At 66.6% G+C, this 22,859-nt stretch carries 18 protein-coding genes and 1 pseudogene; 5 read left to right on the forward strand and 14 right to left on the reverse strand.

All coding sequences use genetic code 11. The features are described from left to right. Position 1 precedes the first annotated feature (1 nt). From NL241_RS18080 to NL241_RS18110, 7 genes are read right to left on the reverse strand one after another with little or no spacing between them, the layout of a single operon-like run. Complete coding sequence (locus NL241_RS18080) at positions 2-1,120, reverse strand: MCE family protein (RefSeq protein ID WP_494394616.1); 1,119 nt, start codon at positions 1,118-1,120, stop codon at positions 2-4. Beyond that, positions 1,117-2,310, reverse strand: coding sequence for an MCE family protein (locus tag NL241_RS18085; protein ID WP_494394617.1), 1,194 nt, complete (start codon positions 2,308-2,310; stop codon positions 1,117-1,119). Before NL241_RS18085 ends, NL241_RS18080 begins: the two co-directional genes overlap by 4 nt. Then, complete coding sequence (locus NL241_RS18090) at positions 2,307-3,353, reverse strand: MCE family protein (RefSeq protein ID WP_494394618.1); 1,047 nt, start codon at positions 3,351-3,353, stop codon at positions 2,307-2,309. The genes NL241_RS18085 and NL241_RS18090 overlap by 4 nt, the downstream gene beginning before the upstream one ends. Next, positions 3,350-4,378, reverse strand: coding sequence for an MCE family protein (locus NL241_RS18095; protein WP_494394619.1), 1,029 nt, complete (start codon positions 4,376-4,378; stop codon positions 3,350-3,352). Before NL241_RS18095 ends, NL241_RS18090 begins: the two co-directional genes overlap by 4 nt. 2 nt (positions 4,379-4,380) lie before the next feature. Beyond that, positions 4,381-5,607, reverse strand: coding sequence for an MCE family protein (locus NL241_RS18100; RefSeq protein ID WP_494394620.1), 1,227 nt, complete (start codon positions 5,605-5,607; stop codon positions 4,381-4,383). 3 nt (positions 5,608-5,610) lie between these two features. After that, complete coding sequence (locus NL241_RS18105; protein ID WP_494394621.1) at positions 5,611-6,417, reverse strand: ABC transporter permease; 807 nt, start codon at positions 6,415-6,417, stop codon at positions 5,611-5,613. Continuing rightward, positions 6,414-7,175 carry an MlaE family ABC transporter permease gene (locus NL241_RS18110; RefSeq protein ID WP_494394622.1) on the reverse strand — a complete coding sequence of 254 codons (762 nt, stop codon included), beginning with the start codon at positions 7,173-7,175 and terminating at the stop codon, positions 6,414-6,416. The genes NL241_RS18105 and NL241_RS18110 overlap by 4 nt, the downstream gene beginning before the upstream one ends. A 236-nt stretch (positions 7,176-7,411) precedes the next feature. On the opposite strand from NL241_RS18110, the gene aceA reads away from it, so the two are divergent. Beyond that, on the forward strand, positions 7,412-9,697 hold the full coding sequence (aceA, locus tag NL241_RS18115) for an isocitrate lyase ICL2 (RefSeq protein ID WP_494394623.1): 2,286 nt from the start codon (positions 7,412-7,414) through the stop codon (positions 9,695-9,697). Here the strand turns inward: aceA and NL241_RS18120 are convergent. Then, positions 9,694-10,335 (reverse strand): maleylpyruvate isomerase family mycothiol-dependent enzyme, encoded by a 642-nt coding sequence (locus NL241_RS18120; protein WP_494394624.1) that lies wholly within the window; start codon positions 10,333-10,335, stop codon positions 9,694-9,696. The two genes, aceA and NL241_RS18120, sit on opposite strands and share 4 nt — an antisense overlap. A 345-nt stretch (positions 10,336-10,680) precedes the next feature. Between NL241_RS18120 and NL241_RS18125 the strand changes: the two genes are divergently transcribed. Beyond that, positions 10,681-11,331 carry a L,D-transpeptidase family protein gene (locus tag NL241_RS18125; RefSeq protein WP_487694763.1) on the forward strand — a complete coding sequence of 217 codons (651 nt, stop codon included), beginning with the start codon at positions 10,681-10,683 and terminating at the stop codon, positions 11,329-11,331. Positions 11,332-11,385: 54 nt separating this feature from the next. Then, on the forward strand, positions 11,386-11,808 hold the full coding sequence (locus tag NL241_RS18130) for a PPOX class F420-dependent oxidoreductase (RefSeq protein WP_487694765.1): 423 nt from the start codon (positions 11,386-11,388) through the stop codon (positions 11,806-11,808). Between the two features lie 2 nt (positions 11,809-11,810). On the opposite strand, the gene NL241_RS18135 is transcribed toward NL241_RS18130, so the two are convergent. Then, positions 11,811-12,704 carry a DMT family transporter gene (locus NL241_RS18135; RefSeq protein ID WP_487694766.1) on the reverse strand — a complete coding sequence of 298 codons (894 nt, stop codon included), beginning with the start codon at positions 12,702-12,704 and terminating at the stop codon, positions 11,811-11,813. A 126-nt stretch (positions 12,705-12,830) separates the two neighbouring features. Between NL241_RS18135 and NL241_RS18140 the strand changes: the two genes are divergently transcribed. Then, entirely contained in the window at positions 12,831-13,505 is a 675-nt protein-coding gene (locus NL241_RS18140; protein ID WP_487694767.1) for a dienelactone hydrolase family protein, read from the forward strand. Here the strand turns inward: NL241_RS18140 and NL241_RS18145 are convergent. Together NL241_RS18145 and NL241_RS18150 are read right to left on the reverse strand one after the other, a co-directional pair. Then, positions 13,489-14,571: a spore photoproduct lyase family protein gene (locus NL241_RS18145; protein ID WP_494394625.1), complete on the reverse strand. Its 1,083-nt coding sequence runs from the start codon at positions 14,569-14,571 to the stop codon at positions 13,489-13,491. The two genes, NL241_RS18140 and NL241_RS18145, sit on opposite strands and share 17 nt — an antisense overlap. Positions 14,572-14,698: 127 nt before the next feature. Next, complete coding sequence (locus tag NL241_RS18150) at positions 14,699-16,627, reverse strand: HNH endonuclease signature motif containing protein (protein ID WP_494394626.1); 1,929 nt, start codon at positions 16,625-16,627, stop codon at positions 14,699-14,701. Between the two features lie 164 nt (positions 16,628-16,791). Between NL241_RS18150 and NL241_RS18155 the strand changes: the two genes are divergently transcribed. Then, positions 16,792-19,113 carry an arylsulfatase gene (locus NL241_RS18155; RefSeq protein WP_487695598.1) on the forward strand — a complete coding sequence of 774 codons (2,322 nt, stop codon included), beginning with the start codon at positions 16,792-16,794 and terminating at the stop codon, positions 19,111-19,113. Between the two features lie 3 nt (positions 19,114-19,116). Here NL241_RS18155 and NL241_RS18160 read toward each other — a convergent pair whose 3' ends face one another. The 3 genes and pseudogenes from NL241_RS18160 to NL241_RS18170 all read right to left on the reverse strand — a co-directional run bounded on the left by NL241_RS18160 (position 19,117) and on the right by NL241_RS18170 (position 22,822). Beyond that, entirely contained in the window at positions 19,117-20,433 is a 1,317-nt protein-coding gene (locus NL241_RS18160) for an APC family permease (protein WP_487695597.1), read from the reverse strand. Continuing rightward, positions 20,430-21,933, reverse strand: a pseudogene (locus NL241_RS18165) (aldehyde dehydrogenase family protein). Before NL241_RS18165 ends, NL241_RS18160 begins: the two are co-directional and overlap by 4 nt. Beyond that, a complete protein-coding gene (locus tag NL241_RS18170; RefSeq protein ID WP_494394627.1) occupies positions 21,833-22,822 on the reverse strand; it encodes an NAD-dependent epimerase/dehydratase family protein in 990 nt (329 codons plus the stop codon). Before NL241_RS18170 ends, NL241_RS18165 begins: the two are co-directional and overlap by 101 nt. Positions 22,823-22,859: the final 37 nt, after the last annotated feature.

Consider the following 22,859-nt stretch of genomic DNA (forward strand, 5'->3'; position numbering starts at 1 on the left):
CTCAGGGACCCTGCACAGCTTGGTAGGGCGCTGTCAGCGGATTGCCCGCGGTGTACGGGCTGGGCTTCTGCCCCAGCGTGCGGCCCCACTGCAGTTCCAACTCGGTCAGGTCCCCTTCCCAGCGGGTGCCGGTGAACAGTGACGCGTCCAACCTGCTCAGCGTGAGATCGATGGCCAGGGAGAGGTTTCCGTAGTCGCCGCGGATCCAGTTCCCGATGGTCTCTTTGGGCCACGGGAAGGTGCCCAGATGACTCAGTGAGCGCGTCATCGCCGGGCCCGCATCGGCCAGTGATTTGAGCACCGGAGCCAGATCTTCGAGCTCACGGATCAGCGCTTCTTTGGTCAGGTTCACCGAGTCTGCGGTGACCGCGCTGAACCGGCCGAACTGGTCCAGGGCTTCGGCGAGGTGGTCGCGTTGTTGGCCGAGCACCGCCAACGCGTCGGGGATGGTGCTCAAGGCGCGGTCCACCACCGGCTGTTGGGCCGCAACCTGCCCCACCAGACCGTCGAGACTTCCCATCGCAGCGGTGATGTCCTCGCTCTGCGCGTCGAGATGACCGAGGAAGGTGTCCAATTGTGTGATGAGCGTGTGCAACTCGCCGCCTCGGCCGGCCAACGCCGTGCCCAGGGCCTCGGTGAGATCCTGCAGCCTGCCTACTCCGCCGTTGTTCAGCAGCGTCGAGATGGCCGCCAGGGTCTGCTCGGTGGATGGATAGGTGCCACTGGACGACAGCGGGATCAGCGACCCGTCGCGGAGCCGGCCGGTCGCGGCAACGCCGTCCGGCGGCGCGAGTTCGACGTGCAGTGACCCGAGCAGGCTCGTCTGCCCCACCGTCGCGATGCTGTTGGCGGGCAGTTCCACGTCGCCGTTGAGCTCGATGGTGACCAGTGCGTGCCAGCCCCGCCGCTCGATCCCGGTCACGTTGCCGACGTTGACATCACCGACGCGCACCCGCGAGTTGGGCTGGATGTTGGACACGTCAGGCAGTTCGACCTGGATCTCGAAGGTGCCCGCGCCGCGGCCCTCGGTGCCCGGCAACGGCAGCGAGTTCACCCCGCGCCACGAGCCGCAGCCGGTGAGCACCGCCAGAAACACTGCGGCACAGAGTATCCGTCTCACGATCCGGCTCCCGGCATCATCAGTTCGGGCAGACCCTGCTCCGGCCGCAGCCAGTCCTCGCTGTAGGTGATCTCGTTGGGCCGGGCCTGGGTTCCGACGAACGGGTTCACCCCGATGGGCGGGAAGTTGTACTGGCGGTTCTTGATGATCGGCGCCAGGTACTGGGCGCACAGCTTCGCCGATTCTTCGGCCCCTTTGCGGGACGCCGCCTGGATGGCCCCGCAGATGAACGACACCGGGTTGGCGAAGTTGTTGACCACCAACGCGCCGCTGAGTGAGCCCTGGGCGGGCTGGTAGATGTTGATGAAATTCGACAGTGCGGTGGGGGCGATGTGCAACGTCTGCTTGATATCGCCGAGGCTGGCGGTCAGCGCCGAGGTCACCGAGGTCAGCGAATCCGCGGTGACACCCAGGTTTTCCCGGTTCTGGGCGACGAAAGACCGAACGTCGCCGACCACGTCGTCGATGGCGCGGGTGGCGGCCCCGATCTCGTCGGGATCGTCGGCCAGGGTGGCGGTGACGGCCGCCAGGTTCTCGTTGAGGTGTGCCATGAGATCGGTGCTGCCCTGCAACGCCGAAACCAGAGCCGCGAGGTTGCGCACCGTGGCGAAGATGTCGCCGCTGTGGTCACCCAGCGCCGACAGGGTTTCCGACAACTTGATCAGGGCGTCCCTGGCGATATGACCCTGGCCGCGCAGATTCTCCGCGGTGGTGCTGACGAACGCCCCCAGCGTACTGACACCGCCGGGCTGGGTGGGTTGCAGCGATTCGGTGAGCTTCTGCAACTGGGCTCGCAGGTCATCCCATTCGACGGGGACCGCGGTGCGGTTCTCCGGGATGACACTGCCGGTCGCCAGTTGCGGTCCGTCCAGATAGGCCGGGGTCAGTTGAATTGCCCTGGCGCTCACCAGGGCCGGCGAGATGATCACTGCGTTGACATCGGCGGGGACCGGGTACTGCCGGCCCACCCAGAACGTCACCTTGACGCGCTGCGACTCCGGTTCGATGCGCTCGATCCGTCCCACCGGCATTCCGAGGATCCGCACCTCATCACCTTCATAGAGCCCGGTGCTGGACGGGAAGTAGGCGACGACCTCGGTCCGGCCGGCGGCTCCGGGTCCGGACACCACCACGATGCGGGCGAACAGACAGGCCACCAGCAGCGCCGCCAGTGCGGCTCGCTTCGTCATCGGGGACCAATCTGCGGCTCGGAAGACTGGCTCGGCAGCAGCACATTCGGGTCGAGCCCACGTTCGGCGAACGCGGCATCGATGAACGGTTGGACGAACTGTCCCGGAAGCAGATTGGCGACATAGGACTTGAAGAACGGGCCCGAGGACACCGACTCGGTGAGCGACATCGTGTAGCTGTTGAGCCGCCTGATCGAATCCTGCACTTTGTCGCGCCTGCTGTCGACGATCGCCAGCACGCCGTTCAGTTTCTCCAGCGCCGGGTGGAACTGCTCCCGGTTCTCGGCGATGAACGCCTTCAGTTGGGCCGCCAGGGTGGTGATGTTTCCCGCGATGGTGTCCAGCGCGTCGCTCTGGGCCCGCAACGCGAGCAGCAGCGACTGGGAGTCCCCGATCAGCCGCACCACATCGTCGGTCCGCTTCGCCAGGACGCTGGTGGCGTGGTTCGCATTGGCCAGCAGCGTTCGCAGGCGGTCGTCGCGCCGGGCCAGGCTCTCGGAGAGCCGGGACACCCCATCGAGTGCGAATCTCAGTTCGGCCGGGGTGTTCTGGAAGGTCTGCGCCAGCGTGTCCAGCGAGTCGGACACCGACGTGGTGTCGATCCCGTCGACGGTGTCGGTGAGTTCGGCCAGCGCGTCGGGCAAGTCATACGGTGAGGTGGTGCGGTCCTGCGGAATGGTCTCAGCCAGCGGCTGTTCACCCCGGGTGGTGATGTCGAGAACCCTGGCACCGAGCACGGTGTTGGTCTTGATCGCAGCCTCGGAACGGTCACCGACGAATACGGAATCGTCGATGTCGAAGTGCACCAGCACTTTTCCGTGATCGAGACGCATCGCGGAGACTTTGCCGACCTCGAGCCCGGACACCTGCACCGGCGCGTCGACCACCAGGCCGCCGATCTCACCGAAGTACGCCGAATACGTCTCGGACCCGGAGAGCAGCGGGATCCGGTCGTAGTTCAGTGCGGTGAGCGCGACGGCCGCGGTGACGGCGACACCGGCGGCGCCGACCAGGACCGGGTTGCGTTCGGAGAAGGGTGTCATTTGGGTGCGCACCGCCCGGTGTCCTGGCCCGCCAGTTTGATGTAGGTCGGTTGGCCGCCTTGGCCGTTGACCTTCAGTGACAGATCACAGAGGTAGAAGGTGAAGAAATCGCCGTAGAGACCCTGCCGGCCGAGCATGCGGTAGGCGTCGGGCAGCGTGTCCAGGAAATTCTCCAGATACTCGTGGTCGGCGACGGCGATGCCCGCGACTCGGTCGGTCTCGGTGATGGTGCGCTGCAACGGCTCTCGGGCGCGCGCCAGCAGGTCGGTCACGGTGGCCGCGGCGGCGTCGGTGTTCGCGATCGAATCGGCGATGTCGGTGCTGCGCCCGGCCAGTCCGGCGACCAGATGTGACAGGGTGGTGACCGCCTTGTCGAACTGTGTGCTCTGCGCGGTCAGGCTGCCCAGCACGGTGTCGAGATTGGTGATCACCTGTCCGATCAGCGCGTCGCGGTCGGCGAGTCGGTGCGAGAACTCGGCGGTATGCCGCAGCAGGGAGGACACCGTGGCACCGTGGCCCTGGAACGCCTGGATCAGTTCGCCGGTCAGGGCATTGACCTGATCGGGGTCCAGCGCCCGGAACAGCGGTCGGAAGCCGCCGATCATCGCGTCCAGGTCCAGCGCAGGTGCGGTCTGGGCGACGGGGATGGTCTGGCCCGGGTGCAGCCGACCGGTGTCGCCCGCGCCCTCTTCCAGTGCCAGATAGCGGCCGCCGACCAGATCGGAATACCGCACGACAGCGCGTGTTCCGTGGGTCAACACCACGGTGTCGTCGGCGGTGAAGGTCACCACCGCCGTCCCGTCGCGACGCAGGCTGATGCCGGTGACCTTGCCGACCTCGACGCCGGCGATGCGCACGAAGTTGCCGTCCTCCAGCCCGGAGACGTTGTGGAATTCGGCGTTGTAGGAGTGTGACGGGTCGAAGCGCAGCTCGCCGAACGCCGCGATGAGGGCGAACAGGCCTGCCAGACAAACGGATACGAAGACGGCGAGCCACCGCGCCGCTTTACCGAGGTTGTTGTTCATCTCTACCGCGGTCCTGGCGCGGGTCCGGCCGGCGCGGGGTCACGCACCACGGGCGGTTCCGGCACCGGACGCGTCACCGGGAAGTAGTTGGCCCAGCCGGGGAATCCGATACCCGGGTTGGTCCGGATGTCCTGGCCGGTCCCCCACCCGGTGTTGGTGACGAGTTGGCGGACGGGGTATTGCTCGGTGACCAAGGGCAGCGATCCGCAGCCCGGTCTGCCGTCGGGGCCCCCTTTGGCGGCGACGATCGGTAGGTGGTCGGGATAGCGATACTGGTCGTCACCGAGGAGCAGGCCGGCGTCGAGCATCGCGGTGCGGCCGTTGCCGCCCGTCACGCGGTAGCCGTCGCCGATACCGCTGAGCTGTTCGACCGCCCCGAGCAGGGTGCACGTGTAGATCGGGTCGTACTTGTGCAGCAGGTCGGTGGTGGGCTCCAGCACCGTGATGGACCGAACCAGGTTCTCCTGGTTGGGCGCGAGGAGGTCGATCCCGGCCCGCGAAAGCCCGGTGACCCCGACCAGCAGGGCGTCGAGGGCGGTGGCGTTGGCGGTGATGGTGGTGCTGGTGACACTGAAGGCCTCCAGCGTCCGCAGGATGTCCGGGGCGGCCGCGCCGTACGCGTCACTCGCCCGGCCCAGGGCCATCAGATCCCGGCGGACCACCTCCGCTCGTGGATTGAGCTCGGCGAGAACCTGATCGGAGGCGGTGATGGCCTCGCCGATGGGCTCTCCGTGACCGCGGAACCCGTCTGAGAGCGCGGAGATGATGGCGTTGAGCTTGGCGGGATCGACCTGGTGGAGCAGTTGGACGAGGTTGTCGAAGACCGTGTTGGCTTCGGTGGTCACGTTGCGTGAGCGCAGCACCGCACCCGCGGCGATGGCCGTGGCACTCGGGTCGTTCGGTATCACCAGATCGACGAACTTGCCGCCGAAGGCGGTGGTGGCCTTGATCTCGGCTTCGACGTTGGCGGGGATGTACTCGATCTGCTCCGGATCGAGCTCCAGTGCCAGCGTGGCCGACGACCGGCTACCGTCCACGTCCACCACCCGGCCGACCTCGACGCCGCGCAACCGGACCTTGCCACCGGGTTCCATCACCAGCCCGGACCGGTCACTGGTCAGTGTGACGGTCACGCTGGGGCGCAGGGAACCGCTGAACATCGCGGCGGTGAGCGCGATGAGCACGACGAAACTGGTGATGAGGGCCGACGCCCACAGACGAGGATGCATCCGCTATCCGGACAGGTGGAAGTTGCCGGACTGCCCGTACACCGACAGTGACACCACCAGGGTGATGAAGACGACGCCGATCAACGAGGCGCGCACCGCGCGGCCCACGGCCTCACCGACTCCGGCGGGCCCACCGGTGGCGGTGTAGCCGTAGAAGGTGTGGATCACCATGACCACCACCGCCATCACCACCGCCATGCCCAGTGACCACAGCAGGTCGGTCGGGTTGAGGAAGGTGTCGAAGTAGTGGTCATACACGCCGGTGGACTGGCCGTAGACCAGGGTGGTGCCCACCCTGGCGGCGATGAAGGACATCAGCACACCGATGCAGTACAGCGGGACGACCACGAGCACGCCGGCGACGAGTCGGGTCGACACCAGGTACGAGATGGACCGGATTCCCATGACTTCCAGGGCGTCGATCTCCTCGGAGATCCGCATCGCTCCCAGTTGCGCGGTGGCGCCGGCGCCGATGGTGGCGGCCAGGCCGATGCCCGCCGTCAGTGGGGCGATCAGCCGGACGTTGAGGTAGGCGGAGGTGAACCCGGTGAGGGCTTCGACACCGATGCCGGTCAGCAGGCTGTAGCCCTGCACCGCGATCAGGGCGCCGGCCGACAATGCGAGAAAGCCGACGATGACGATGGTGCCGCCGATCATGGCCAGGGCGCCGGTGCCCAGGCTCATCTGGGCGACCAGGCGCAGGATCTCGCCGCGGTAGTGGGCCAGCGCCTCGCCGGTGGAACGCATCGAGCGGGCGTAGAAGGCGGTCTGTTCGCCGAGTTGATCGAGGCCCCGCAGTACAGCGCTCACAGGGTGGCCTTGACGCCGACGGCGGTCACCACGACGTTGATGAGGTAGAGCGCCATGAACGCGAAGACGACGGTCTCGTTGACGGCGTTGCCGACTCCGGCCGGCCCGCCCCCGACGGAGATCCCCTTGTAGCAGGCGATCAGCCCGGCGGTGACGCCGAACAGTGCGGCCTTGATCAAGGAGATGACGATCTCGGGTAACCCGGTCAGCAGCGTCATGCCCGCGACGAACGCCCCGGGGGTGACGTTCTGGACGAACACCGAGAAGATGAACCCGCCGGTGATGCCGACGACGGCGACGATCGAGTTCAGCAGGACCGACACCAGCGTCGCGGCCAGTACCCGCGGGACCACCAGCGCCTGGATCGGATCGATGCCCAGCACCCGCATGGCGTCCAGTTCCTCGCGGATGGTCCGTGCCCCCAGGTCAGCGCACATGGCGGTGGCACCGGCGCCCGCGACCACGAGAACCGTTACCACCGGCCCGATCTGGGTGATGGCACCCAGTGCGGCGCCGGTGCCGGAATAGTCGGCGGCACCGAACTCGATGAGCAGGATGTTGAGGATGAAAACCGCCAGGACGGTGAACGGGATGGCCAGCATGATCGTCGGCACGATGGACACCCGGGCCACGAAGTGGGTCTGCAGCACGAACTCCCGCCAGGCGAACGGCGGACGGAACATCGTCACGACGGTGTCCAGTGACATCGCGAAGAAGCCCCCCACCGCGGTGGCGGGTGTGGCGAGACTCGGCGGCATCACCCGCGAGACAGTAGCGCCTCGCCGGCACCCGCGGGGGGCTACGTCCTTCCCAAATGCCCGGGGCCCGTGCAGGTTTCGCGATCCTCGGGTGACGGTGGTCGCTCGCGCCGGACAACGTGGCGCCGGTCACCGTGGGGCGATGCGGTGAAATGCCGGGTGGCCGGGTGGTGACCAGGACTACACTCGGCTCCGGCGAACAGGCACAAGCGAGCTCGACGAGGAGCGTGAGCCCCATGGCAATCGATGCCGACGCAACATCTCAGACCCCGTTCGATCAGGAAGTGGCCGCTACCCGGCGCTACTTCGACGATCCGCGGTTCGAGGGCATCATCCGGCTGTACAGCGCGCGTCAGGTGGTGGAGCAGCGCGGCACCATCGTCACCGACTACCCGGTGGCCCGTGAGGCCGCCGCCGCCTTCTACACCCGGCTGCGGGAATTGTTCGCGCAGAAGAAGAGCATCACCACCTTCGGGCCGTACTCCCCCGGCCAGGCCGTGGTGATGAAGCGGATGGGTATCGAAGGCATCTACCTCGGTGGCTGGGCGACGTCGGCCAAGGGCTCGATCAGCGAGGATCCCGGCCCCGATCTGGCCAGCTACCCGCTGAGCCAGGTCCCCGACGAGGCGGCCGGACTGGTGCGCGCGTTGCTGACCGCCGACCGCAACCAGCAGTACCTGCGCCTGCAGATGACCGAGGAGCAGAGGGCCGCCACCCCGGCCTACGACTACCGGCCGTTCATCATCGCCGACGCCGACACCGGCCATGGCGGTGATCCCCACGTCCGCAACCTGATTCGGCGTTTCGTCGAATCCGGGGTGCCCGGGTACCACATCGAGGACCAGCGGCCGGGAACCAAGAAATGCGGCCACCAGGGCGGCAAGGTCCTGGTCCCCTCGGATGAACAGCTCAAGCGGCTCAACACGGCCCGCTTCCAGCTCGACGTCATGGGGGTGCCCGGCATCATCGTCGCGCGCACCGACGCCGAGGCCGCGAACCTGATCGACAGCCGGGCCGACGAGCGCGATCAGCCGTTCCTGCTCGGGGCGACGAATCTGAAGATCCCGTCCTACAAGTCGTGCTTCCTGGCGATGATGCGCCGCTTCCACCAGCGCGGGGTCTCCGACCTCAACGGGCACCTGCTCTACGCGCTGCCCGACGGCGAGTACGACGCCGCGGAGGCCTGGCTGGACCGCCAAGGTCTGCTCGGCGTCATCGACGAGGCGGCTGCGGCCTGGCTGGACGGCCGAGCGTCCTCGATCGATGCGGTGTACGACGACGTGGAGTCCAAGTTCATCGACGCCTGGCAGGTGGACTCGGGGCTGCAGACCTACGGGGAGGCGGTGGCCGAACTGCTCGAATTCCGGGAACGGGAAGGCGAATCGACCGAGATGAAGGCGGCGGATTGGCGGAAGTTCGCCGTTCACGCGCCGCTGTACACCGCCCGGGAGAAGGCCAAGGAGCTCGGCGCCGACGTCGCCTGGGACTGCGAGCGCGCCAAGACGCCCGAGGGGTACTTCCAGGTGCGCGGCGGCATCCCGTACGCCATCGCCAAGTCGCTGGCCGCCGCGCCCTTCGCCGACATCCTCTGGATGGAGACCAAGACCGCCGACCTGGCCGATGCCCGGGAGTTCGCCGAGGCCATCCACGCGGTGTACCCGGAGCAGATGCTGGCCTATAACCTCTCACCGTCGTTCAACTGGGACACCACCGGCATGACCGACGACGAAATGCGAGACTTCCCAGAAGAACTCGGCAAGATGGGCTTCGTATTCAACTTCATCACCTACGGCGGCCACCAAGTGGACGGCGTGGCATGTGAGGAGTTCGCCACGTCGTTGCGGCAGGAAGGCATGCTGGCGCTGGCGCGCCTGCAACGCAAGATGCGTCTGGTCGAATCGCCGTACCGCACCCCGCAGACCTTGGTCGGAGGCCCGCGCAGCGATGCCGCGCTGGCGGCGTCGTCCGGGCGCACCGCGACCACCAAGGCAATGGGTAAGGGTTCGACCCAGCATCAGCACCTGGTCCAGACCGAGGTGCCGAAGAAGCTGCTCGAGGAATGGCTGGCGATGTGGAGCGAGCATTACCAGCTGGGCGAGAAGCTGACGGTGCAGCTGCGCCCGCGCCGGGCCGGGTCCGATGTGCTCGACCTCGGCATCTACGGCGAGGGCGAAGACCCGCTGGCCAATGTGGTGGTCGATCCCATCAAGGACCGGCACGGCCGCAGCATCCTCACGGTGCGTGACCAGAACACCTTCGCCGAGAAGCTGCGCAAGAAGCGGCTGATGGACCTGATCCACCTGTGGCTGATCCACCGCTTCAAGCCGGAGATCGTCTACTACGTCACCCCCACCGAGGACAACATCTATCAGACCGAGAAGATGAAGTCGCACGGGATCTTCAGCGACGTCTACCAGGAGGTCGGCGAGATCATCGTCGCCGACGTGAACCAGCCGCGTATCGATGAGTTGCTGGCTCCGGATCGTGAAGCGCTGTCGCGGTTGATTCGCAAGGACGACTAGACGCGGCTCACGAACCGGACCGCTCCGTCGCCGGTGAAACGACCGGGTTCCACCGGGCGGCCCGACACAGCGAGCAGCAGATCGATCGCCCGTCCCTCGACTGCGGCACCGTTTCCGATCTCGACGTCGGCGTCGGTGGCGACCAGGCGAAGGGATTCGACCCGCTCGCGTCCGCCGCCGAAGCCGACGGCCGTCTTGGCTTGGTACTGCAGCGCTGCGACGATCGCGGTGTCCGGGTAGACCCCGGTGAGCCCGAGGGGACGGCGGATGTCCTCGCCGTGGACGATCGCCTCCACCAGCCGGGTGGCCCACGGCGCCGGCGGAGTCAGAGTGAGATGGGCGACCGCACGCAGCGTCGCCACTGTGTCCGCCGGGTTGTTCCGGCGTTCCCGTGCAACACCTTTGGCGTTGTCACGGTCGAAGTCGAAACGCGCCGAGATCATCCGGAGGACGAATCTCGACCGTGACGTCTTCGCGGTGTCCACGATGTGGGCCAGGACGTCGTGGACCGTCCAGCCCGGGCACAGCGACGGCGTCGACCATCGGTGGGCGGGCAGGTCCATCAGATCGGCGACCAGTCGCGCGCGCTCGGCACGCACCACCGGCCAGGATTCGGAGCCCATGGTGAGACAGACCATGGCTACCAACACAACTCATCGGCCCCGGGGCTGAGTGGCGATGATTCGGGTACTCGCTGCACGAGCGACTCGAGAAAGGAGTGCCCATGAGCGGGCCAGAAGGATCGTCGGGTTGGGAAGTCGTGGTGGGGCGGGAGTACAACCCCGGCGACGCTTCCGATGGCGCAGAAGAGGATGTCCTCGTACAAGGACCGGAGCCCGAAGCTCGCCGAGTGTACTCAGACACCGTCGCCGTGGCGGCAGAACAACACTATTCGCGCGTCCTCCTGCGCTCCGGCGGTCAAATTGTGGAATCTTGGCCGCAAAAGGCCGGATGGACGTCCTGATGGTCCTAGACTTCGAGCCGTGCGAAGACTGTTCGCCATTCTGTGTCTGCTGGTGTGGATCCTTGGGGGTTTGACGCCGCACGGTGTGGCGGGGGCTGAGCCAGGTCCGGCAGCGCAGCGCATCGTCGTGAGCGTGCCCGAAGCTCGTTCGACGACAGGAACCCTCACCGCGTACGAGCGCATCGGTGACCGGTGGAGCGTCGTGCTCGGCCCTACCCACGCTGATGTCGGCGAGCTCGGCGTCGGCACCCCGGCCGACAGCGTCTTCCGCACCCCCGCCGGCACATTCCCACTGGGCCAGGCCTTTGGCCGTCTGCCGAATCCCGGCACCCGGCTGTCGTATTTCCAGACCGATGACTCCGACTGGTGGGACGAGCAACCGGGATCACCGACCTACAACACCCACGTGCGTTCGACGAAGCGCCCGTCCAACGACGCCGAGAACCTGTACAAGTCCGGGCCCATCTACGACTACGCGGTGGTGATCGAACACAATCCGCAACGGGTACCGGGCCGGCAGGCGGGGATCTTCCTCCACATCACCAACGGCCACCCCACCTGGGGTTGTGTGGCGATCGGCCGTGCCGAGATGACCAGGCTGATGACCTGGCTCGATCCTGCCGCATCGCCGCGGATCACCATCGACGTCGGAGCCGGTGCGCCGGCCTGAACACCACCGATCGCCGTGGTGCCAACGCCGCGGCGCCGACGTAGAGTTCGCAGGATGTCGCAACTCTCACCGGAGGTGGTCGAGTTCCTGTCCGCCGGCACTCGGACCGGCATGCTGGGCTACCTGGCCTCAGACGGGCGCCCGCTGGTGGCGCCCGTCTGGTTCGTGGTCGACGGCGACCAGCTGGTGTTCAACACCGCCAAATCCTCGGCCAAAGGCAAAGCGCTGCAGCGCGACCCGAGGGTGGTGTTGACAGCAGACGATCCACACCCGCCGTTCTCGTTCGTGCAGGTTCAGGGAACTGCCGAACTCGACGAGGACCCGGGTGCGCTGCTGACCGTCGCCACCCGGATCGGCGGACGGTACATGGGTGAAGACCGCGCCGCCGAGTTCGGGAAACGCAATGGTGTGCCGGGTGAACTGATCGTGCGCGTGACACCGACCAAAGTCGTCAAGAGCTTCAACGTCGCGCACTGACGTCAGGTTTTGCGCTCCCCCGCGGCCGCCTCCAACCGCTCTTCGTAGGCCCCTTCGTCGCGGCCGAGTGCGATGGTCGCGGCCAGCATGGCCAGGGCCGTGAACACCAGCGCCACCGCTTCCAGCGTGCTCACCGACATGTCCTCGGAAAGCATGACGGCGCCGAGCGCCACGGCGACGACGGGTTCGAGTACCAGCATGGTGGGCACGGACGTCTGCAGGGCACCGGCGTGAAACGCCGACTGTTGCAGCACCGTCCCGATGACCGCCACCGCGATGAGCAGATAGAGCTCGGGTGAGGTGAGAATCGCGACGACCCCGGCATGGGTGGCGGCGTGCATGACGATCTTGGTCAGGACTGCCATGACACCGAACAGGACTCCGACGACCACCGCCAGCAGCACCGCTCGCGGGGTACCCGACACACGCACCGCCAGCGCCACCAGCGCCACCACGAACACCGTCGTGCTGACACAGAGCATCAGCAGGGTCTTGGTCGGGACCGCGTATTCGCCCGGCTCGGTGCGGGCAAGCAGCACGAAGATCGTCAGCGCGATGGTGAGCAGGATCGCCCACAGCCACTCACTGGCCGACACGCTGCGCTGCGCGAGGCGGGCGCTGAGCGGCAGTGCGAACAGCAACGCGGAGACCAGTAGCGGCTGCACCAGGATGAGCGAGCCGTGCGTCAGCGCGGCCGCCTGGAATCCGTAGCCGATCACGGCGGCGCCGGTCCCGGCCCACCACAGCGGTCGGCGCACCAGCGTCTGCAACATCACCGGGCTGACGCCCGCCTCGGGCGGAACGTCGATGGTGGCCCGCTGGCGCACGACGATGCCGATCGCCATGAACACTGCGGCCAGGAGCGCCGCCACCACGGTCAGACTGTGCGTGACCAACGTGTTGTCATCCTTTCCGGCACTGACCGGCAGGGCGGGTTAGTGCCGGAGGCTCAACCGTAATCGGTACCCGCTCAACCTTCGACGCACACGCGTAGCGCGGGCCGTCATGGGCATCCTGTCGGCGTGGAAACCACCGAGTACGCCCCCGGCCGTTCCGCCGACCTGTACGGCACTGCCTCCGACCCGACCACCTTGCTCTGGCACGGCATGCAGACCGACGCCCGCGCCGCGGTCGCTCCGCTGGCTGACCTGCTCGCGGGCCACGGGGTCGCCGTAGTGGTGCCGGATTGGAATTCCCACGCCGCCGACGGCGGCCGCAACGACTTGCTGGCCTCGGCGGCGTTCGCGCGTGAGCGCAGTGTCGGCGGGGCGTTCACTCTTGTCGGCTGGTCTCTCGGTGGCGCCGCCGCGGCCGGCTTGACCCTCGAGGCCGCCCGTCACGGGATGGCCGTCTCGCACACGGTGTGCCTCGGTGGCGCCTTCACCGCCGCCGACCCGATCTCGGGGCGGGTGCTGGACCGCGACCTTCCCGCCCACGACGACGGCGCGTTCCTCCTCCTGCATGGATCCGGGGACGACGTGATCCCCGCCGCGGCCAGTCAGGGATTCGCCGCCGTGCTCACAGAAGCCGGGTGGCCGGTCGAAATGGTGGAACTCGACACCGACCACGCCGCGATTGCCGGTGCCCGGTACGACCCCACCGGTGATCGCTACCTGCCCGCCGCCGATCCGAAGGCGCTGGCGGTCGCCGCCGATGTAGCGGCCCGGATCGCCGGAGTGGTCAGAACGCATATCTGATCCGGCACGACGGCAGCTTCTCGGCGATCAGGTCGGTGAGCTCCTGGACCCACCGGCCCTTCCATGAGGTCTTGTAGCGGACATTCCACTGACCGTTCTGGCTTCGCTTCAGTTGCTGCAGATCAGGGCGCCACAGCAAATCCTCACCCGTGGGGTGCCAGCCGAGGTTCACGTCGTGCAGGCCCTGGTTGTGAGTCAAGAAGATGACCTCGGCCGCGAGCTGTTGTTTGGTGCGGTCATTGGTGCCGTCTGCGATCTGGTCCAGCAGCACCGCCCAGTCCGCGCGCCAGTTCTCATGGACGATGACCGGGCTGAAATTGAGGTGCACTTCGAAACCCGCGTCGACGAAGTCATCGAGGGCGGCGATCCGATCGGCGATCTTCGAGGTACGGATGTCGACGAGCCGTGAGGTGTCACCCGGCATCAGGCTGAACCGGATGCGGGTGCCGCCGCGGGGCTCGTAGTCGAGCAGGTTCCGATTCACCAGCTTGGTGGCAAAACTGGCCTTGGCATTCGGCAGCTTCGCGAAGAGCTCGACGAGGTCACGCACGTTGTCGGACACCATCGCGTCGACCGAGCAGTCGCTGTTCTCGCCGATGTCGTACACCCAGTCCCGCGGGTCACACTGGTTGGGTTGCGGTTTGTCGCCCTGCCTCTTGGCGTGCCGCTCGAGGTAGCCGGTGATCTGCTCGATGTTGGCAAAAATGGTGATGGGATTGGCGTACCCCTTGCGCCGCGGGACGTAGCAGTACGAGCACGCCATCGCGCACCCGTTGGCCGTCGACTGCGCGATCCAGTCGCTGGAGCGTTCATTGCGCCGGGCCGACAGGCTCTTCTTTTCACCGAGCACCAGCACTTCGCGTTTGATTCGCACCCAGTCTTCGACATTGCCTTCGTTGCCGTAGAGGCCGGGGATCGACTGGTGTGACGGCACCTCGATGAGTTCCGCATCCGGAAAGCGATCGAGTACCTGCCGAGCGCGGGGGAACCTCGCGATATCCGGCTCGTGGTAGATAGGCTTGATGTCGAGCAACCGGTCCGCCAGATCAATTGGGGTGCGGGCCATGACCTGTTCAACGGCCGGATCCCGCTTGGCGTTCCCCGAACAAGGGTGCGGTGAACTTTCACACATCGTCCCTTGACGCATGCTTGAAGAACCCATGTCTGGCAACGAGATTGCTCGACAGAGGCTTTCACCAGCCCGCGGGCGGTGGTCTGCTTCGTCCGTGTTCTTGTTCGAGGGCGCGTTGGGTGGCGTTGTAGGCGCGTTCGGTTTTGATGTGTTGTTGGCGGTCTTGTTGTCGGGTTCGTTTGCGTTTGGGCATGGTGGGGCCCGGGGTGGTGGTGCGTCGTGTTTTGCGTTTCGGTGGTGGGGGGAGTGTGGCGGTTTCGGGGTTCCAGTCCGGGAAGATGAGCCAGGTGGAGGGTTCGGTGAGGTATTGGTGTCCGGTGGGGGCGGTCCAGATGACTTCGCCGGTGGGGAGTTGTTCGTCGGTCCAGCCGTCGGGGCCGGTGTAGAAGGTTTTGGTGAGGTGGTGTTCGCGGCACAGGAGTTTGCCGTTGGAGGGGTGGGTGGGGCCGCCGTCGCCGTGCGGGAGGGTGTGGTCGATGTCGGCGTATTCGGCGCGGCGGTTGCAGCCGGGGAACCGGCAGCGCATGTCGCGGCATTGGATGAATTCGCGCAGCGCGCCGGTGAAGGCGTAGCCGGGTGTGGGTTCTGCGGTGGGTAGCGGTAGGGCTTTGACGGTGGCGCCGGTGTGGATGAGTTCGGCCAGTAGTGCGGTGGGGATGATGCCGCCGGCGAGGGTGACCGCCGGCCGGATGGGCGCGGCGTGGCAGCCACGGGTTGAATCATCCTGTGGTGCACCGTTTTCCGGTTTCCCGGCACGCGCGGCGGGCTGCCCGGCGGTGGCGCCGGTGTCGGCCGGGTCGGTATTGGGGTTGGGCACCGCGGCGTCGCCGCCACTGTCGGGGTCCTCGGGTCCGGGGGTGGGCGCCGGGGTGGTCCTGGGCGGGTCTTCGTCGTCGCCGCTATCGTCCGGGTCGTCAGGATCGGCATCCGGCGCGGGCTCACTCGAATCGGCCTGTGGCGCCGAGGGTTCCGGGTCGGTGTCGGGTTCGCTGGTGGTGGAGGTCCAGTGCGCCCAGGGCGGTTCGTCGTCGTCATCCTCTCCGGTGGTGGTGGTGGTGTGGTTGTCGAAGTCGCGGGCCAGGGCTTCCAGGTCGACGGTGGCCGCGGGGTCGGTGGGGTTGGCGGGTTGGCGGTTTTGCAGGGCGGCGACCTGGGCCAGGGCGGCTTCCAGGGTGGCTTGTTCGGCCAGGATGTGCACCATCACCGACCCGACTTTCGACGGGTTGGTCGCCGCCGGGCAGTCCGGTGTAGCGCAGCGGCAGATCAGCCGGTCGTGGCCGCGGAACACCGCCCCGTAGGCCGCGCTGCGCAACTCGCCGCGGGAGCGGGGGTCGTTGTTGCAGACGGTGTCGGCGTAGGCGTTGAGCACCCGTACCGACAGGTCGGCGTCGGCTTGCAGGATCCGGCCGTAGAGCGATTTGGTGCCGGTGGCGTCCTCGCGTTTCCCGACTTGGACGTCGCAGTGTTTGGCGGCTTCCCGGTAGCGCCGGACCGCGTCGGGGTCGCGTTCTTCGATGACGGCGTCGATGGCGACGTCGAGTTCGGCGTCGGAGAGGGTGTTGAACCCGCCGGCGCGCTCGGCGATTTCGGCGTCGACGGCGGCGTGGGCGTGGGGGGCGACGTATTCGGTGCGGTAGACGATGGTGGTGGCCACCGCGGCGGAAATCATGCCGTGTTCTAGGAGGGCGGCGGTTTCGGGTAGGCGCAGGGCCAGGGCTTCGGCGATCTTCATCTGGGTGGAGGCCCGCCGCGGGCTCAGGCGCAGGGCGGGGCCAATGTCGTCGCGGGCGGCGGCCCAGCCGTCGTGGGCCCAGTGTTGGCGGTCCTCGGCGGCGGCGGTGTCTTCGTGGTCGCGCAGCAGCATCGCCACGAACGCCCAGGTGCGAGCGGCGGTGGTGGCGTGCAGGCGGTGGTATTGCCGGATGGCGGTGACCATCTGCGCGCGGGTGATTTCCCCGCAGGTCGCCGGATCCAACAAGTCATCGAACATGTGTTCGATACTAGATCCACCCACCGACAAACGGTGCGATGTCCAAGGACATCGGTGACACCTCCGTCGGCAAACAACCGCTCTTCCGCTGTCTCACCCACACATCCGGGAACTGCCCGACAATGAGACCCGAGCAGAGTCGCTGATCACCGCTGGGGGAAACCATGGGCAGACAGTTCGAAGGCAAGATCTCCGTCGACATTCGCGACTCGGAACCCGATTGGGGCGCCTTCCTGGACCAGAAGGCTCCGCCGGACGCCCCCAATGTGCTCGTCATCCTCTACGACGACACGGGGTGCGCAGCCTGGTCCACCTACGGCGGGCGCATCCAGATGCCGACGCTGGACCGGTTGGCCGCCAATGGACTGACCTACACGCAATGGCACACGACATCGGTCTGCTCACCTACCCGTTCCACCATGCTCACCGGACGCAACCATCATCAGAATGGTTTCGGCACCATCGCAGAGTCGGCAGCCGGGTTCCCCGGCTACTCGGGTCATATCCCCCGCGAGAATGCCACCATTGCCACGGTGCTGCGTGATGCCGGCTGGAGCACATTCTGGGTGGGCAAGAACCACAACGTCCCGGTAGATGCCTTCGACATCGGCGCGAATCGCAAACACTGGCCGCTCGGCCTGGGGTATGACCGCTTCTACGGGTTCATCGGCGGCGAAACCAATCAGTGGTATCCGGAACTCATCGAGGACAACCATTTCGTCGAACAGCCTTACCTGCCGGAGGACGGCTACCACTTCTCAAAAGACATCGCCGACAAAGCGATCGGTTTCATCCGCGACAGTAAGCAATCGCGACCGGACAAGCCGTGGTACATGTGGTACTGCCCGGGCGCCAATCATGCTCCACACCATGCCCCCCAGGACTACATCGACAAGTACAAGGGCCAATTCGACGACGGATACGAGGCCTACCGCGAGTGGGTGCTCGAGAAGATGATCGCCAAGGGGGTGCTGCCGCCGGGAACGGAGTTGACCGAGCTGAATCCGATGGCGCCGGGCACCTTCATCGAAGGTGACAGCGTACGGCCCTGGGAATCGTTGAGTGAGGACGAGCGAAAGCTGTTCTGCCGCATGGCGGAAGTGTATGCGGCGCTTTCGGAATACACCGATGTGCAGATCGGACGCGTGATCGACTATCTCGAGGAATCCGGCCAGCTGGACAACACACTGATCTTCTACTGCGCCGACAACGGCGCTTCCGGAGAGGGAAGTCCCAACGGCTCGGTCAACGAGAACCGCTTCTTCAACGGTTATCCCGACACGGTCGAGGAGAACCTGGCGATGCTCGACAAACTGGGGTCGCCCGAGACCTACAACCACTACCCCACCGGCTGGGCGGTGGCCTTCAGCACGCCCTACCGCATGTTCAAGCGCTACTCGCAGTATGCCGGAGGTACCGCCGATCCCCTGATCATCCACTGGCCCAGAGGTTTCCGATCCAAGGGTGAACTACGCGACCAGTATCACCACTGCACCGACATCGTGCCCACCATCCTCGAGTGCTGCGGACTCACGATGCCCGATATCGTCGACGGAGCACCTCAGACTCCCCTGTCGGGAGTTTCGATGCGGTACAGCTTCGACGACGCGCGCTCCGAGACACGCAAAGAAACGCAGTACTACGAAATGCTGAGCACCCGCGGGCTGTGGCACCGAGGCTGGAAGGTCTCCACCGAGCACGGCCCGATGATCGACAGGGGTCAATTCGACCAGGACCGCTGGCAACTCTTCCACACCGACGTCGACCGCTCGGAAGCACACGACCTCGCCGCAGAGAATCCGGACAAGGTCCGCGAACTCGCGGCGTTGTGGATGGCCGAAGCCGAACGCAACAATGTGCTGCCGCTCAACGACTACGGCGTGGACGGTATCCACGAGCTGGAATACAAGGTGGCACCACCCCCGGACCGTCGTTATGTTTACTACCCGGACACCAGCGAGATTCCCGAGGCATCCGGTGCGCGGACGCTGGGTTCGTCGTTCAAGATCCTCGCCGACGTCGAGTTCAGCAGCGAGACACAAGGTGTGATCGTCTCGCAGGGCTCACGTTTCGGCGGCTATTCGTTGTTCGTCAAGGACGGTGACCTTCGATTCGTGTACAACTTCCTGGGCATCGCTCCCGAGCAGACGCTGGCCGTCTCCGCACCGGCGCCGGGAAGACACATCGTCGGGGTGTCATTCGACAAGATCTCGATATCGCCACAGCGCGAAACCCTGGGGACCATGACTCTGCACATCGACGACGAGGCGATCACCAGCGCTGAATTCCGCACTCAGAGCGGTCATTACGCACTAGCCGGTGAGGGGCTGGCCGTCGGCCGGGACAGCGCGGATCCGGTGTCCAGAGAGTACGCCAGTGGTTTTGCCTTCAGCGGCGGGCGAATCCACAAGGTGGTGTACGACGTCGGGGATGACACCTATGTGGACCTGGAACGCCGCCTCGGTGCAATCCTGGCGCGCGACTGAGGATCAGCTGCGCGCTTCCGGCCGGGAGGCCACCCGTGCGAGCAGGTACAGCACGGCTCCAACCCCGACGAGTATGGCGGCGAACAACCACACCTGCGCCGACTGCTGGGTCAGAAGCAGCACACACGAGAGCACACCCAGTACCGGAACGAACGTCCATACACGAAAGTGGTTGTGCTCCACCGTGTCACGACGGAGGACCAGTACCGAGACGTTGGTGGAGATGAACACGAACAGCAGGAGCAGAACCACCGTCTCGGCCAGTGTGCCCAGATCACCGATGAGCGTGAGCACCATGGCCACCCCCGTGGTGACGACAATGGCGACCCATGGTGTCCGCCGCTGTGGCAGCACGCGGCTCAACACACCGGGCAACAAACCATGTTCGGCCATGCCGTAGGTCAACCGGCTGGCCATGATCATGGTCAGCAGCGCACCGTTGGCCACCGCAACCAGGGCGATGGCACTGAACAACCAACTCGGTACAGCGACACCGGAAGCATCCACCACAGCCAGCAGCGGACCCGATGAGGCCGAGAGTTCCTCGGGCGCCAGAGCGATGGCACTGGCGACCCCCACTGCGGCGTAGACGACGCCCGCGGTGAGCAACGCCCCGAACAACGCGGCCGGATACACCCTGCTCGGATCGCGGATCTCCTCGGCAACGTTGGCCGAGGTCTCGAAGCCGACGAAGGAGTAGTAGGCGACGATCGCGCCGGCCAGGATCGCCAAGGCCGGTGTGGTGTCGTCGGGGAACTGCCCGGCCCGGCCGATGTCACCGCGTCCGCCGCCCATCATGATCGCGACCACCACGATGACGATCAGCAGGCCGCTCAGTTCGATGGCCGTCATCACGACATTGCTCTTGACCGATTCGCTGATCCCCCGCGCGTTCAGGCATGCGATCAGCGCCAGGAACACCACTGCCGCCGCGCCGGGCGGTACATCGACGAACGTGGTGAGGTATTCGCCGCTGAAAGCCAGGGCCAACCCGGCTGCGCTGGTCACTCCGGCGGCCAACATGCAGAATCCGACCAGGAACGAGATCACCGGCCGTCGGAACGCGCGTTCGGCGAACACGGCAGCACCGCCGGCTTGGGGGTACTTGGTGACGAGTTCGGCGTAGGAGCCGGCGGTGAGCAAGGCGAGCAGCAGCGCTACCAGCAGCGGCGCCCACAGCGCTCCACCCACGTCGCCCGACAGTTCGCCCATCAGCGCGTAAATTCCCGCGCCCAGGACGTCGCCGAGGATGAACAGGAACAGCAGCGGCCCGGTGATGCGGCGTTTGAGCTTGTCACCGGTCAACGTGTCTGTCGTCATGTCAGCGGCCCCGGAGGTCCCCAGTGCACGACCTTGGTCGTGGTCATCTCGTCCAGGAGTTCAGGGCCGTAGCCGTAGCCGCTGCCGCTGGCCCGGCGGGGCTGGGCGGCACCGCCGGGAGCGCCGCCGAACACCGCGTTGATCTTGACGGTGCCGACGGGCAGGCAACGCCAGGCTTCCTGCGCGCGGGCCATGTCGGCGGTCAGCACCGACGCCGACAATCCGTAACGGTCGTCGGCGGCCTCCGCGACGGCGGTCTCGAAATCGGGTGTGACGCGCATCGGCGCCAGCGGCCCGAAAGTCTCCTCACGGAAGAGCAGCATCTCGGGTGTGCAGTCGGAGAGCACCGTGGGCGGGTAGAAGCTCCCCGGGCCCGGCGGGGGTTGCCCGCCGGTGAGCAACTGGGCGCCGCGGGTGAGGGCATCGGTGACATGGCGGTGCACGTGCTCCACCTGACGTTGATCGACCAGGGGACCGATGCGCTCGGCCCAGTCGTGGGCTTCCTCCACCAGCGCTGCCGTGAAGTCCGCCGCGGCGGATTCGACGACGTAGATCCGCTCGATGGACACGCAGATCTGACCCGCATTGGCGAACGATCCGAGGGCTGCCTGGTTGGCCGCCCACCGCGGATCGACACCGTCGTCCACGATGAGTGCGTCGTTACCCCCGTTCTCCAACAACGCTTTCGCACCGCGTTGCGCGCAGGCCACTGCGATGGCACGTCCGGTGACGCTGCTGCCGACATGGGCCACCACGTCGACGGCACCGTCGCCGGCCAGTCGTGCACCTACTGACGCGTCTCCGTCGACGATCTCGAGCACCCCGTCCGGCAAGTGGCCGGCCACGAGTTCGGCGAAGCGTCTGCCGGTTCTCGGGCAACGCTCTGGGCTTGTGCACCACCGTGTTTCCGGTGGCCAACGCCGCGCCGAGGAGGCCGGCTGCCACGGCGACGGGGTCGTTCCAGGGGGTCAGCACCACGACGACACCACGCGGTTGGGGCACCATCAGGTCGGTCGCCGACCAGCCACCCTGCAGCGCGCGCCCGCGGTGCAGGGGCCCGAGTTCGGCGTACTGAACCAGGGTTGCGGCACCGGCTTCCACGCCGCCCAGCGAGTCGGCTCTGGTCTTGCCGGTCTCCCGCTCGTTCAGTTCGGCGAGCTCGTCGGCCGCGGCCTTGACCACTCGGGCGGCCGCGGACAGCGCCGCACCGCGTTCGGCGGCCGGGGTGCGTGCCCAGGAGGCGGCCGCAGTCCGGGCCCGCTTGACCGCATGCGTGCAGGTAGCGGCGTCGGCGATGGGCAGCCGGGACACCGGTTCGCCGGTGCGTGGGTCACAGACCGTGAGCTCGAGTGTCGATGTCACGTCTGCGTGGTACCCACCCAGCGCCCATCGACACTGCCTAGAGCCGGCCGACCTTGCGCAGTCCCGCCGCGGTGTCGGTGATGGTTTCCGCTGGATCGCGCAAGACGATGCCGAAATCCCGTTCGGCCGGTGAATCATCGGATTCGGGCATCTGCGTGTAGTACTGCATGGCCGCAGAGTTGATCGGTGTCTCGAAGGGCAGCTGGTCACCGATGACGTCGAACACCTTGCCCACCACCCGCAGTGCGGTATCGGGCACCGGGTACACCAGCAGACCGCGATCTGCCGCCGAGCCGATCAGGGAAGCCAAGTCGCCCACCGGAATTCGTGGCCCACCGGCCATGTACCGGCGCGGGCCCTGGCCCGGCTCGAGTAGCGCCACGTGCAATGCAGCCAGGTCACGGACGTCGACCACGATCCAGGCGGCGCTGCGGCCTGGCACACCGCGCATCTTGACCGAGGCCTCGACACCGTCGGCGGCTTCGCCGAACTGATCCCCGGCCGGCGGCCCGAGCACCATGCCGGGGTACGTGATGTTCACGGGCGCTCCGGCGTCCTGCAAACCCCGTGCGTAGGCCTCGACCAGTGCTTTCGACCGGCCGTACCCATCCGACCCACCGGCGATGGGCAGGTCGGCGTGCAGCACGTCGAGCCCGGGCCGGAAGATCGCGGTGAAACTCGAGACATGGATGATCGGGTCCAGTTTCGCTGCCACCGCCGCGCCCAGAACATTGCGCGCTCCCTCGAGATTGGTGATCAGCATCTCGTCGGCGCGGTGTGGATCTGTGGAAACCATTGCAGCACAATGGATCACCGCATCACAACCGCCCAACGCGGCCGCAGTGGACTTCGGGTCCGCGATATCGCCGACGACGTAGTCGCTGATGTCCACACCGATCTGCTCGGCGCTGGTGCGCAGCCGGTCGGGATTGCGGACCAGGAACCGCACCTGATGACCGTCGTCCTGGGCAGCCTTGGCCGTCCAGGCGCCGACGAACCCCGTCGCTCCGGTAACGAGAACCTTCACCGCTGCCTCCCTCGCATGTCCGTCGAGGTCGAACGGT

It is taken from the genome of Mycolicibacterium sp. SMGY-1XX (assembly GCF_059132455.1).

Coding starts and splice junctions, on each gene's coding strand:
- NL241_RS18090 (WP_494394618.1), bottom strand. CDS start 3,353: ATGACACCCTTCTCCGAACGCAACCCGGTCCTGGTCGGCGCCGCCGGT.
- NL241_RS18095 (WP_494394619.1), bottom strand. CDS start 4,378: ATGAACAACAACCTCGGTAAAGCGGCGCGGTGGCTCGCCGTCTTCGTA.
- NL241_RS18130 (WP_487694765.1), top strand. CDS start 11,386: ATGTCGCAACTCTCACCGGAGGTGGTCGAGTTCCTGTCCGCCGGCACT.
- NL241_RS18100 (WP_494394620.1), bottom strand. CDS start 5,607: ATGCATCCTCGTCTGTGGGCGTCGGCCCTCATCACCAGTTTCGTCGTG.
- aceA (WP_494394623.1), top strand. CDS start 7,412: ATGGCAATCGATGCCGACGCAACATCTCAGACCCCGTTCGATCAGGAA.
- NL241_RS18150 (WP_494394626.1), bottom strand. CDS start 16,627: ATGTTCGATGACTTGTTGGATCCGGCGACCTGCGGGGAAATCACCCGC.
- NL241_RS18120 (WP_494394624.1), bottom strand. CDS start 10,335: ATGGTCTGTCTCACCATGGGCTCCGAATCCTGGCCGGTGGTGCGTGCC.
- NL241_RS18145 (WP_494394625.1), bottom strand. CDS start 14,571: ATGGCCCGCACCCCAATTGATCTGGCGGACCGGTTGCTCGACATCAAG.
- NL241_RS18110 (WP_494394622.1), bottom strand. CDS start 7,175: ATGCCGCCGAGTCTCGCCACACCCGCCACCGCGGTGGGGGGCTTCTTC.
- NL241_RS18085 (WP_494394617.1), bottom strand. CDS start 2,310: ATGACGAAGCGAGCCGCACTGGCGGCGCTGCTGGTGGCCTGTCTGTTC.
- NL241_RS18155 (WP_487695598.1), top strand. CDS start 16,792: ATGGGCAGACAGTTCGAAGGCAAGATCTCCGTCGACATTCGCGACTCG.
- NL241_RS18160 (WP_487695597.1), bottom strand. CDS start 20,433: ATGACGACAGACACGTTGACCGGTGACAAGCTCAAACGCCGCATCACC.